The sequence below is a fragment of the Massilia sp. UBA6681 genome (assembly GCF_002454935.1).
GTDB lineage: Bacteria > Pseudomonadota > Gammaproteobacteria > Burkholderiales > Burkholderiaceae_D > Telluria > Telluria varians.
Genome location: NZ_DKJX01000001.1, coordinates 1 through 12,896, shown reverse-complemented (window position 1 = coordinate 12,896; position 12,896 = coordinate 1). Strand labels below are relative to the sequence as shown.

Below are 12,896 nucleotides of genomic sequence, written 5' to 3'. Positions count from 1 at the left end.
GTTCAAGAAATCAAGGACGTGTCGCTTCCGGCATAGATTTTCCTGTATCTGAGATAGCCCGCCCTCGACATGACGCCGAATGCCCCGTCCCATGATTCATGACCACCGACACGAAAGCGCGGAATCTTGTTTGTTTTTGCATACTCTTCAGCAGCGCGATGTTCTTCAAGCGTCACCTGTGACCTGTGATCTGCCTTGCTGATGACGGTGAATGCCTTTTCACGCTCCTTGACGCATCGACGCAGATAGTCATGCATCTTTTGCTCGGTATCGGGTCCGCTGAGCTTGAATGAAGCTCGTGAGTCATGGACATAGTTGTCGAACAGGTCGAGCGTCGCATCGCATGGATGTGCGAGCGCTTGCCAGAAGGTAGCAATTTCTTCCCATTCCGAATAAAGCTGGTCCCCAAAGCCGGGTTGCTGGGGGGCTGGTCGAAAGTGCGGGCCTTTGGATTGCAGCCACGATAAGAAAGCCTTGATTTCGTCGTCGAACTGCAGCGCTGCACTGTGCAGGTCGTTCTGGTAATACGTGGACGCCTGAAGGAAGCTACGACTGTTTTGCAGCGGCGCTTTTCCTGATACCTTGCGGTGGACACGCCACTCGATCTGCTTGCGCATATGCTCGCGCACGATGCGGTGCAAGGGCCCCTGCTTTTCCTTGCAGGTGTCGAGATAGGCATTGAAGGCCTGGATCGTCTCCCTGCTGACTGCGAACTTGGCCTTGGTGGCTTCCGTCGCCAGTTCGAGTTTTAGTGGTACGCCGCTCAGTCGAGCCTCCTTGTACATCATGATCAGGGGGATCCGCGACAGCATGTCCGCACCGTTCGGATCGGAGCCACGTCCCTGCTCGCGCGGGCAATAGCCACCTCCGATGTCGGAATGCACGCCGGGAACGACGATTTCCTTGCAGCCGGCGGGAACGGTGCCATTCACTGAAATCGAATCCAGGGGAAAGCTGCGCCTGAGTTCGTGTGCGGCGACCAAGTGGAGGCAGTTCATTCCGGAGGGGATGCGGAGGCTGTCTTCCGCATCGGCCCAGGCGCCATGGCCGTTGCGACCGGATACCGTGTTGCCCACGCCGACCGAGGCGACCGTATCGAAAATGCCAAGAAAGTCGAACACCACTGGGAAGCCGCCAAGCGACATTCGCTTCGCACCGCAGAGTTGGGCGTCGAGCAGGCACAGCGCGTGTAGCCAGTTGGTGTAGGCCCGTGCCATGGTTGCGCCACGCGAGAAGCCAAAGATGGAAATGTAGATTGTCTTGACGACGCCGGGCTCTTTCTTCGCAGGTTTGCCGGTTCTCTGGTCGATCCAGTGCGCGGAGACGGCCTTGTGCAGGCGGGAGAGCACCCCGCTCAGGATGTATTTCGTCTGCGTGCCAGTAGTCGAGATGTCCGCGCCGGCATCGGGATCAAATCTTCCCTCAACAACGCTACGCGTGCTTTTCGTGAGCGACAGCGTTTCGAATAAGTTGTTCATCTCTGCAGGCGAGATCAAGACAGAGCCGACAAAAAAGCGATGAACATTATTGATGGCCTGAGCAAGCGCCCAGATGATGCGGCGCTCGCCCCAGAGACCGGTGCCGCCGCCAAAAGTCTTGTCGGTGCCGGTTCCGTTGTCCTTCACTTGCGGGAATTCCGTACCGACGCCAGGCACGTAGACCCTGAAGAAGTGCTTGTGCTCCGTGGGCTTGTATTCCCAGTCGGTGGACTTTGGGAGCACGCCAGGAACGCTCATTCCCGGGAAGCAGTCGTACAGGCGGGCGATGTTCGAATGGTCTTTTGTTTTTTCGGCGGCGGTGTAGTTGTTGCCTGTGCCGTCGAAGAAGAAGCCGAAGAATAAGTTAGTTTCGCATGAGGATCTTGGTGAGCAAATTGGTACGGTTTCCCTATTGCTAAACTGTTTAAGTTCCATTTTTTGTGCCTTGTCAAAAAAGGCGTCGGGTATGGAGGATTTTTCAAATTCAGGGCCGACTCGTGTAGAAAGAAATGCATTCATGGTTTGGCTTTCATGATTTCTTCAAGATCGCTTCTGCTTCGCTCGAGCCCTTCAATGTAGGTTTTCTTCAGGTGTCTGATATAACGCGGATCATTAGGGCCTGTAAATCCTGTTATTTCCGAGGAGCTGTATTCAGTGTCGTGTTTCCACATCTTTATTACATGATTGTCTGGATCTTGCTCCAGCTCTTTTAACAAGGATTCGAAAGCATCAACATAGGATCTCTCGACGTCGCGATAGATCTCCCATCTTTCACGCTGGTACTGAACAGATGGGACCGGCCAACCTTTTATCTCGCCGGGCCAAGCAAGATGATCCGGCTGAACATTGCTGGAAACTACGCTGATCTTTCCTTCACCATTTCTGATGACCCAAAGCTCACCAGCCTCGGCATACTCTGGCACTTCGACCTCGTGTTCTTCGGTCACCTCAGGCAGGCTCCCGTCAGGCAGCTTCTTCAGCCAGTGAGTCGTCGTGAGTCGTACTTTGGTGCCCGGTTTCCACTTCCATGGGAGCACGGCACAGCAGGTTGTACCACCGCCTGCGAAAGGGGCAATATGTTCGCCCCCGATAGTTTTTTGCGGGTTCTCGGGATCGGAAATGAAATAGCTGAATTCGCGGTCGCTGTAGTTCACACCGTGCAGACTAACGCTTGCATGCGAGCTCCGGTATTGCGAGAGAGCGACGCCAACCACGCCTGCAACACTCAGTACGCCAACGAGAATCTTATGTTTCAGTTGCATCAGCCGCCTCCATCAAGAGCGCGTGTGCCTTCCACGCCGTGAACAATCGCGCGATGTCCGGTTCATCGTCCCGTTTGCCGTGCGCCAGCAGCCAGCCACACCAGCCGACGATATCACCGTCGCCTAAGCCGGCTTCGAGAGCCGGCGCAAGTGCGGAGGAAACCAGTGCATGGGCCTGCGACGGGCGGTACGCACCACGATGGGGGTGGTCGGCGAGCCGCGCCAGCACCTCGTCGACGCGGCTGTCTTCCACCAGCGGCGCGAACCGGGCATCGTCGAGTCGCGGAGCGGTAGCGATGGGCTCGCCCGATCCTTCGAGCGCAAGCGTCTTCCAGTTGCCGTCTCTTCCGATGTAGCTCCAGCTCACGGCAGACCCGGTGAACTGCCCGCGCTGCGCGCGCTCGAGCGTCTTCACGATGACGGGAAGGCGCCGGGTATCGGCGAAACGGAAATTGAAACGCTGGCCGTCCACTTCGACGATGCACCATGCCGCCAGCCGTGCCGCCAGGTCCGGCCATGGTTCCGGCGATTCGATCGCGCTGACCATGGGCCAGCCCTGGCACTTGCGCAGCACGGCCCTGAGCGCACGGTCTTCGGGATCGAAAGGAACAATGAAGGGCGACACGTCCAGCGTGCTCGGCCCACTCGCCGGCAGGCCCTCGAACAGAAGCGCCTTGCGGTCGACGCCAATACGCCGGTGCAGGCCCGGTACGAAGGCGCCATCGATCAGCACATGCAGTGCGTGAGCAGCTGGACGGTCGTGAAAGCGCTGGCGCAGCATGTCCAGCCAGTCTTCGGCAAATGGATCAGTCAGCATCTCACTCCACCATGGAAAAGGCCGCACCCACTGCAAGGGCGCGCTTGAGGCATTCGACGCACACGCTGCGGGGTAGGGCAGGCATTGGATACCCCAGTTGCTGCGGGTCGGTCAGGCTTTTCTTGTTCGCATGGACGCTGAGTTTGCCGGGGCATTGCACACTGATGTTCCCGCCATCGATCGTCAGGCTGGCGCCGCCGGCGGTCGACAGCACGATTCCTTGCGCGGCGGCCCAGTCGATATGCGCGCTGGCGCTGACCAGCTTCACGTCGTCGCGTGCCTGTACGGCGAGCGTGTCCGCCTGCGCCTGCAGGCCGATCTCGTCCTGGGCGGCGATCAGTTGCAGGCCGGCGCTGCCCGCGCCGGAGCCGGTGGCGCCTGCCAGCGCGCCGATGACCTGGCCGGTGTGCAGCCGAAGCCCTGCGCCGCCGGCCAGCTGAGTGTCCTGTACGCTTACCAAGGTGACGGTCTCGCCGTTCGCCAGCTGCAGGCTTTGCCCGGCGCTGGCGCCGAAGACGTCCTTGGCGGATACCGTAACGAGGGCAGCGCCGTTCTCGGTCTGCGGCGCCGACACGGCATTCGACATCGCCTTGACTGGTCCGCACTTGCCGTCCAGGACGCTTGCGTTGGCCTTGACGCTGCCGGCGTGAGCCGCCAGTCCCACGGTCTGATGGAGCGTCGCTGCGGGGTGCAGCGTGCCAGCCGTGGCAGCTGCCTGGCGGATCAGGCTGGCGCCAGTCGCATTCTCACCGGCGACATCGTGCGAGGCTGCATCGTGCCTGAGCTGCCAGCTCGATACCAGCAGCCCCGATCCGCCGCGCGCCGCGCCATACCTGTCGGAACGCAGTTCGGCGCCGCGCCCTCGCGAGCTGCCACGGTAATTGTCGGCGGCGTGGAGTAGATGTCCAAGATTCAGCTCGGTCGCCGACTGGGTGGTCCTGAGCTGGGCGCGGCCTTGCCCATCGCTGTCGTCGATCAGCAGCTGGTTATAGCCACTCTCGCCAATCCCGGCCGTGCGCAGGCCCCATTGGGCAGCCCCGTTGCGGTGGCCGTCGGTGTCGCTCGACGCACCATGCCAGGCCGGGCTGTTGCCGCCAGCGAGGTTGGCTTGTGCCGAGTACGCATGGTCGTGCGCACGCCCGAAGCATTCCCGATCGTCCGGCGCACCAGTCCGGCCGCCCGGCGTGGGCGCAATGCCGCCTTCACCCCGGCCGTTGTACAGTGCCCCAATCACGACCGGCCGATCGATATCATTTTCAAGGAATTGCACCAGCACTTCCTGTCCGACCCGGGGAAGGAACTGGCACCCCATGCCGCTACCAGCCAGGCGCTGCGCTACCCGTACCCAGCAGCTCGCATGTCCGCTGTCCTGCCAATGGAAACGGATGCGAATGCGTCCCAGACGATCGCAGTAAGCGTCGTCAGCCTTGTCTGGGCGGTCGTTGCCATCGGCGCCGATGACAATCGCAGTTTGTGCGCCATGTGCGGTCGGCCTGGCCTTGATGCGGTCCTCTCCCTGGTGCAGCTGCGGGCGCCATGGAACCCCTGCGGGAATTGCAGCGAAGCAGTTGGCATAGCCGGTTTTCTGGGCCTGCTCGATGACCTGGGCCAGGCCGTCCTGCCGGGCGCGGACAGCCTCTGCCAGCAGTTCTGGAAGCGGGCCGAACAGTTCGGCAAGGGCGAGCTGCGCCGGCGGCGGCATGTTGTTCACGCCAATGCTCGTGACGTGATGGATGGTGAACGCGGCAGCATCGCCGAGCCGCCCCAGTGGCATGCCGGTGACGGTCAGCCGCGTTCCCGCGCGCATGGTACGAACGGTGGAGCGCCCTTGCCACAGTTGCCCCCTTGCTTCGGCAGCTTGCATCTGCAGATCGGCATGGCGCCGCGCCGACGCCGCGTCGGTGAATGCGTACTGCCCGGGAGCGTCGTAGGATTCGAGTTCCGGCAGCGATTTGGCCTTCGTGACGGAAAGAGACGCCGCGCCGACCAGTTGCTTGGCCTTGTAGTCAGCGCTTTGCAGGGTCGTCAGCGAGGCGTGCAGGCGCTTGTGTTCCACCAGCACCTGCACGGTATCGTGCTCTTCTACAGAACTTGCGTTGTGATAGCGGACGCCGGTGCCATCGCGGCAGCTTCGGTGATCCGGCACTGCATCGAGCGAGGTACTGTCCGCGAACAACACCAGGCAAGGACCGTCTTCCGTTTGCTCGGTTCGCCAGCCAAGGCCTTCTTCGGCCAGGAGTCGGCGCACGAAATCGAGGTCCCGTTCGCGGTATTGGCAGCAGTAGCTGCGTGACGGCACAGTAGCCATATACGACGCGGTATTGGCGCTCCAGCGCCAGCGCGCTACGGGCCGGTAGGAGGCGAATACCTCATCGACAATCTCCACGATCGTCTTGTCCTGCCACACACGACTGTTACGAACATGTTCTAGCCGCCATATCCAGGGAGAGATACGGAGTCGGTATCGTGCCAGCCCGCCATCGCTGCCAAGAACGGATACGGCGCAGATTTCGCCGCCGATGCTTTCCTGTTCTCCGTCCGCGAGGGTAATTTGCAGCGAGGCCGGTTGGCCCAGCAGGGGCTCCGCTTCCAGATAGGCGTCGGTGGATAGCGCAACGACGTCGCATACCGGAATGTCGAGCAAAGCGTCCTCGGCAGCGAAAGCCTCGACAAGAAGTGTGGAACACGGGGCGTCACCGATTTTGAACTCGAACAGCCTGGTCGCGCTCGAGAACTCCGCAAGCGTAGCAGTGATTTGATCGGTCAAGTCGCTGCTCATGGCAGACGCTCCATTTTTCAAATGAAACGTCAGCCACGATACGTTCGACTTAGGCGAAGGCTATTGCGTCAAGTCATCTTACAAGCTGAAGATGATGTCGCTGATCCGCTCATACACCGGATTTGCCGACGGCCCCGGATTCGGCCAGTTCAGGATGTCGAAGTGGTCATACCCCTTGTAGGTGCCGAGGAAGTTCCAGGTCCCCTTGACCGACTTGCCGTCGTAGTTCCGCACCGGATGCCCCGTCGGCGCCCGCATGCTGGCCGTGTTCACCACCCCGTCGTTGGGAAACCACTCGCTGTCGATCGCTACCCGCCCGGCGCCTGTCTGGGTATAGCCGCCCAGGCCGTTCTGGAGCAGCGAGGGCACGATCCATTCTCCCGCCATGGCCTTGAAGGCCGGGATCATGTCGAGCCGCGGGTACTGGTAGAGCGTCGTCTGGATCGGCGCGATCACGCGGTCGGTCTCGTTGCAGCACCAGCTGCCGGCTTCGGTCGCCTGCGTGCCCACCGAGTAGTAATAGATGTGTGGCGAGGTGCGCGCCCACAAGTTGAATTCGCGCGCACCGTCCGGCGACAGCTCCCAGTTCGCCCAGCGGTGCTTGAGCAGGTCGCCGAGCGGTGACTGCAGCGGCGGCACCACGTTCAGCACGGCGTCGGCGAAAGTGGTGCCGTTGTGGGGCGTCGAGATGGTGGTGACGCTGCGTATCCAGCCCACCTTGCCGCCCTTGAACAGCTCGTGGCCGCCTTCGTCGTCTGGCGAGCCGTGTTCCAGCAGTTCGATCAGGGCGCGGATGGTCGTGCCGCCCTGGCTGTGGCCGATCAGGTGGACCGGATGCTCCGCATCCCAGGCCGGGTAGAGCGCGAGCGGGTAAGCCTCCGGGTTGTTCTTCGGATCGGCGGCCCAGCACTTGCCGGCAGGTTTCTGCTGCTGGCCCGGCAGGCCGTACTTGCGCACGTGCGCGGCGCCGTAGTCGACGCAGCCGCCCTTGATCTGGGCGTACAGGTCGGCCGCGCGGTCCCAGTTGGAGCTGATCGGGCCGACCACGGCCGCGAACACCGTGCGCGGGCCGCGGTAGACCTGCATGTGGGAGGCGATGTCGCCGTAGCCGCCCCAGTAGTTGAAACCGCTGTGTTCGAAGGTGTCCGGGCCGAAGCCGAGGAAGCCGTGGACCAGGATCACGGGGTGGTTGTTCGCGGCGCTGGCCGGGGCGCTGGCGCACAGCGCGGCCAGCGCCAGCAGGGCGTGGATGATGCGAAACATGCAATTCTCCGAAATGACGTCAGGGCCATTGTCGGAGCTGCGGGCGGGGCGCGGTTTGCGCTGGGTCGGACTCTTGGCGGCTGTTAGATTTTACGCACAGAAACAGTGCGTCGCAGGCTTGACAGCCGCCCAGCCCGCGACAAGCTAGTTGGTGGCCTTGTTGGAGCCGATCGACGTCGTCGGCGCCGACGCAGTCGGATCCACCGCCGGCTTCGGCACATCGATCACCGACGCCGTGACCGAGGTCTTCTCTGCCTGGTCGAGGTCGCCGGTCCAGACCACGTAGTCGTCCACCGAGTACAGGCGGCACGGTTCCTTGCTCTTGGCGGTGCAGATGGCCAGTGCGCGGCCGTCCGGGTCTTCGCCTTCCTCGGCCCAGGTCCAGGCGCCGCTCGGCGACACCGCGAAGGCGCGCGGCGTCATCTTGCTCAGGTATTCCTGGTAGGCGCGGCGGCCGTTCTCGGACAGGAAGGGCACGGCCTCGACATCGTCGACCTGGGCATAGTCGGTACGCGCCGGGCTCGGCGGCGGCGGCACGTCGTGGATCACCTTGGTCGGCATGCCGACCTGTGCCAGGAAGCGCATGGTGTCGTCCAGCCATACCTTTTCGCCGTCGCGGCTGGCCAGCATGCCGTGCGAATCGCGCTTGAAGGCCGGGAACTCGACCAGGCGGCCGCGGCCGCCGGCCTGTTCGAACGCCGCGTGCATGCGCTGCGCCAGCTCGGGGCCGAACAGCGAGTCGTTCTGGCCATACATCCACAGGGTCGGCAGTTTCGTCTTGGCGCCGTATTCTGAGAAGGCGGTCACCAGCGCCGAGCGCCAGGCGCAGCGGTCGCTGTCGTCGCGCAGGCCGCCGGCGAAGTTGATCAGGCCGCGCACGCCCGGCAGCTCCTTGGTGCCGAGGGCGATGGTCGCCAGGCCGCCATAGGACTGGCCGGCGATCACGATGCGGTTGGCGTCGATCCATTTCTGCTGGCGCGCGTAGGCGAGGGTGGCGGCAATGTCTTCCGCCTGGGCATAGCCGTTGGCGGTCATGTCGCAGCCGAAGTCGCGGTAGCGGCCGGTCGAATTGGCGAAACCCTGGCGCATCGGCACCATCACGGCGTAGCCGCGCTTCACGAAGGCGGAAGCCATGTGATAGAAGCGGTCGCGCGGCTGCAGGTTCGGGCGGCCCGGATCCTTGCCGTGGTTGATGATGATGAGCGGGAAGGGGCCCGGGCCGTTCGGCTGGAACACGGTGGTCTCGAGCATGGCGCGGCCCTGCGGGCCGGCAGGCACCTGCTCGATGTGCTCGTTCATGCGGTGATCAAGTTGCAACTCCTGCTGCACGGCGATCCCTGGGGTCAGTGCGGCGGCAGCCAGGGCGGCTGCCAGGATGTTGCGGAGCGTGAAGCGTGGAACCATGGTGACTCTGTCTCGACTGCGTACCGGGTGAAACAAACACGGAAGAATTTCCGCATGGCATAAATTGATTCTAGGTACGTAGAAAAGGCAGGGCAATACTCAATCTGGCAATTCCGAAGGTAAATTTTTGTGCCGTAACAAAGTGATCACGTGTTCCTTATCTTTATTGCGCCGCTCACGCCCCAGCCACCGTCCGACGTGGTTTTTCGTGAACGGTTATCATGCAAACCTGGCAACGAAAGGTAGAGGAATGATCGGATGAGCAAGTACGCGCCGCGCGAGTGGGCGCCCGACGAGAAGCCGATGCTCCCCGGCTCTCCGTCCACGCCCGCCCATCCGACACCGCTGCGTTTCGCCTACCTCTTCGTCGGCATCCTGATCACCATCACGGGCGGCCTCGGCAATGCGCTGGTGGCCGTCAACCTGGTCAACCTGCAGGGCACGCTGGGCGCCTATTCCACCGAGACCGCCTGGCTGCCGGCCGTCTTCGTGATGGCCAATGCGTCCATGAACCTGCTGCTGGTGAAGTTCCGCCAGCAGTTCGGGCTACGCCTGTTCACCGAATTCTTCCTGGTGTTGTACGCGCTGGTGACCTTCGCCCACCTGTTCGTCAATGACCTCGGCTCGGCCATCGCGGTGCGCGCCGCCCACGGCATGCTGGCGGCGGCGGTGTCGCCGCTCGGCCTGTACTACGTGCTGCAGGCATTCAAGAAGGAGTGGCGCCTGCGCGGCGTGGCGCTGGCGCTCGGCTGCGCCCAGCTGGCGCTGCCGCTGGCCTACCTCTTCTCCAACGACCTGCTGCAGATCGCCGAGTGGCGCGGCCTGTACATGTTCGAGCTGGGCCTGGCCATCGTCTCGCTCGGCGCGGTGCTGATGCTCAAGCTGCCCCCGGGCGACCGCTTCCAGGCCTTCCGCCCGATGGACTTCGTCACCTTCGCGCTGTTCGCGCCCGGCATGGCGCTGCTGTGCGCGGCGGTGAGCTTCGGCCGGGTGCGCTGGTGGTTCGAAGCGCCCTGGATCGGCGTTGCGCTGGCGGTCTCGATCGTCCTGCTGGCGGCGGCGATCTGCGTGGAGCACAACCGCGCCAACCCCTTGCTGAACATCCGCTTCTTCACCAATGCGAACATCCTGCGCCTGGCGCTGTCGATGATCCTGGTGCGCATCGTGCTGTCCGAGCAGAGCGTCGGCGCGGTCGGCTTCCTGCGCCTGGTGGGCCTGGACAACGACCAGCTGCAGACCCTGTTCGCCATCGTGCTGTGCGCGACCATCGCCGGCGTGGTGGTCTCGGCGCTGACCATCAACGTGCAGCACCTGATGGCGCCGCAGGTGATTTCGCTCCTGATCATGGCGCTGGGCGCCTGGCTGGATGCCCACGCCACCAACCAGACCCGCCCGGAACAGATGTACCTGAGCCAGAGCCTGCTCGCCTTCGGCGGGACGCTCTTCCTCGGACCGCTGGTGATCTCCCTGATCGGCACCGTGATCGCCAATCCGGCCAACCTGATCAGCTTCTCGGTGCTGTTCGGCCTCACGCAGAACCTGGGCGGCCTGCTCGGTTCCGCCATCGTCGGCACCTTCCAGGTGCTGCGCGAGAAATACCATTCCTCGATCATCGCCGAACACCTCAGCAGCCTCGACCCGCTGGTGGCCGGCCGCATCCAGTCAGGCGCCGCCGCCGTCGGCCAGCTGGTGGCCGACCCGGCCGCGCGCACCCGCCAGGGCGTCGCCTCGCTGGCGGCCAGCGCCACGCGCGAAGCCAACATCCTGGCCTACAACGACGTGTTCCTCGTCCTTTCCATCCTGGCCGCCACGGCCGCCGTGTGGATCTTCGTGCACGCGGTCTGGCTGCATTATTTCCCCGCCCCGAAACCCGTGCCGGCAGTGCGGCCGCCCGGGGCGCCGCCGCCACCCGAACCGGTAACAGACTGATATGCCCGAACCATCGACAAGCCCCGTCAACAAACGTTCGCGCCGCATCCTGCTGAGCGCACTCGCCTTCGCCGCCATCGCCCTGGCCGGCGTGCTGATCGTGCTCTATGCCTGGCAGCTGCCGCCTTTCCGCACCACGCTGCAAAGCACCGAGAACGCACTGGTACGCGGGCAGGTGACCATCATCAGCCCGCAGCTGAGCGGCTACGTGGTGGAGGTGCTGGTGCAGGACTTCCAGCCGGTGCGCAAGGGCGAACTCCTGATGCGCATCGACGACCGCATCCCGACCCAGCGGCTGGAACAGGCGCGCGCCGAACTGGCCACCCGCCGCGCCGCGCTCGAGAATTACGCGCAGAGCAATCGCAGCGCGCAGGCGACGATCGCGCAGAACCAGGCGACGCTGGCATCGAGCGAGGCACAGGCGCGCCGCGCCGAGGCCGACCTGCGCCGGGTGGAGGAGCTGGCGGCCGACGGTTCGCTGTCGGCGCGCGAGCGCGATGCCGCACGCGCCACCCGCGCCCAGGCGGTGGCTGCGCGCGACCAGGCCAGGGCGGCGCTCGAGATCGCGCGCCAGAACCTGCGTTCGGTCGGCGTGAGCCGCGCTTCCCTGGAGGCCGCGGTGGCCAATGCCGAAGCCGCGGTGCGGCTGGCCGAGATCGACCTGTCCAATACCCACATCCTGGCGCCGCGCGACGGCCAGCTGGGGCAGGTGACGGTGCGCCAGGGCGCGTTCGTCAACGCCGGCGCCCAGCTCACCGCCCTGGTGCCGAACACGCTCTGGATCATCGCCAACATGAAGGAAACGCAGATGGCCAATGTGCGCCTGGGCCAGCCGGTGAGTTTCACGGTGGACGCGCTCAACAACGCAACCTTACGTGGCCACGTGGAGCGGATATCCCCGGCGACCGGCTCGGAGTTCTCGGTGATCACGCCGGACAATGCGACCGGCAACTTCGTCAAGATCGCGCAGCGCATCCCGGTTCGGATCAGCATCGACCCGAACCAGCCGCTGGCGCAGCGCCTGCGGCCCGGCATGTCGGTGGTGGCGACGATCGACACCGCCCAGGCGAACAAGGAAGCGCGATGAAGAGGGCGGCCTTGCTCGTGGCGCCGCTGGTGCTGGCCGGCTGTGCGATGGCGCCGCAGCCGGCGCCCGCGCCGACCCTGCAGGTGCCGGTTGCCTGGCGCACCGCGCCCGCCGCTGACGCAGCGGTCACGCGCGACTGGTGGAAGCATTTCGGCGACCCGCAACTGGACATGCTGGTGCGGCGCGCCCTCGACAACAACGGCGACCTGCGCATCGCCCGCGCGCGCCTGCAGGAATATGCGGCGCGCGTGCGCATTGCCGGCAGCGCGCAGCAGCCGTCCCTGAACTTCTCGTTTGCGCCGACGCGTGCGCGCGCCATCGGGCCGCTGGGGCAGCCGGTGGAAGTCACTTCTCTTGTAGGGGCCGTGCAGGCGGCCTATGAACTCGACCTGTTCGGGCGCCTGGCCAGTACCACGCAAGCGGCGCGCTTCGACGCCCTGTCGCAGGAAGCGGCCTTGGAAGCGGCCGCCCTGTCGGTGGCCGCGAATACCGCTTCCGGCTACCTCAATTTGCTAGGACTGGATGCCCAGCTGGCGTTGGCACGGCAGACACTGGCCTCGCGCGAGCGTTCGTTCGCGCTGGCGCGGCACCAGTTCGAAGTCGGCTACAGCTCGCGCCTGGAGATGTCGCAGGCCGAGGCCGAGCTGCACGCCACCGCCGGCGTGGTGCCGCAGCTGGAACGCGCGATCGCGCAGCAGGAACAGGCGCTGAACCTGCTGGCAGGCGGCAGCCCCGGGCCGGTGGCACGGGGCGTGCCGCTGCTTGCCCTGCGCATGCCCCTGCCGGCGCCCGGCCTGCCGTCCGAGCTGCTGCGGCGCCGGCCCGACATCGCCCAGGCCGAGCGCGCGGTAGCCGCCGCCGACGCCAGCCTGGCGGC

The 12,896-nt window shown here is 64.4% G+C and carries 9 protein-coding genes; 3 read left to right on the top strand and 6 right to left on the bottom strand.

Annotated features, from left to right (window positions below):
- Positions 1–2 precede the first annotated feature (2 nt).
- From B2R83_RS00045 to B2R83_RS00020, 6 genes are all read right to left on the bottom strand, one after another.
- Positions 3–1,997: a T6SS phospholipase effector Tle1-like catalytic domain-containing protein gene (locus B2R83_RS00045; protein ID WP_292037596.1), complete on the bottom strand. Its 1,995-nt coding sequence runs from the start codon at positions 1,995–1,997 to the stop codon at positions 3–5.
- Positions 1,994–2,740: a DUF3304 domain-containing protein gene (locus tag B2R83_RS00040; RefSeq protein WP_292037595.1), complete on the bottom strand. Its 747-nt coding sequence runs from the start codon at positions 2,738–2,740 to the stop codon at positions 1,994–1,996. Before B2R83_RS00040 ends, B2R83_RS00045 begins: the two co-directional genes overlap by 4 nt.
- A complete protein-coding gene (locus B2R83_RS00035; RefSeq protein ID WP_292037594.1) occupies positions 2,724–3,557 on the bottom strand; it encodes a DUF4123 domain-containing protein in 834 nt (277 codons plus the stop codon). The genes B2R83_RS00040 and B2R83_RS00035 overlap by 17 nt, the downstream gene beginning before the upstream one ends.
- Before the next feature lies 1 nt (position 3,558).
- The gene (locus B2R83_RS00030; protein ID WP_292037593.1) at positions 3,559–6,336 is read right to left on the bottom strand and encodes a type VI secretion system Vgr family protein; all 2,778 of its coding nucleotides are present in this window, start codon (positions 6,334–6,336) and stop codon (positions 3,559–3,561) included.
- Between the two features lie 78 nt (positions 6,337–6,414).
- Positions 6,415–7,599, bottom strand: coding sequence for an esterase/lipase family protein (locus B2R83_RS00025; RefSeq protein WP_292037591.1), 1,185 nt, complete (start codon positions 7,597–7,599; stop codon positions 6,415–6,417).
- A gap of 144 nt (positions 7,600–7,743) precedes the next feature.
- A complete protein-coding gene (locus B2R83_RS00020; protein ID WP_292037590.1) occupies positions 7,744–9,003 on the bottom strand; it encodes a dienelactone hydrolase family protein in 1,260 nt (419 codons plus the stop codon).
- A 258-nt stretch (positions 9,004–9,261) separates the two neighbouring features.
- On the opposite strand from B2R83_RS00020, the gene B2R83_RS00015 reads away from it, so the two are divergent.
- The 3 genes from B2R83_RS00015 to B2R83_RS00005 form a co-directional block, all read left to right on the top strand.
- Positions 9,262–10,932: an MFS transporter gene (locus B2R83_RS00015; RefSeq protein ID WP_292037588.1), complete on the top strand. Its 1,671-nt coding sequence runs from the start codon at positions 9,262–9,264 to the stop codon at positions 10,930–10,932.
- 1 nt (position 10,933) lies between these two features.
- A complete protein-coding gene (locus B2R83_RS00010) occupies positions 10,934–12,019 on the top strand; it encodes an HlyD family secretion protein (protein WP_036212373.1) in 1,086 nt (361 codons plus the stop codon).
- The coding region (locus B2R83_RS00005; protein ID WP_292037585.1) for a TolC family protein at positions 12,016–12,896 on the top strand (881 nt) is incomplete at its 3' end. The genes B2R83_RS00010 and B2R83_RS00005, both read left to right, overlap by 4 nt.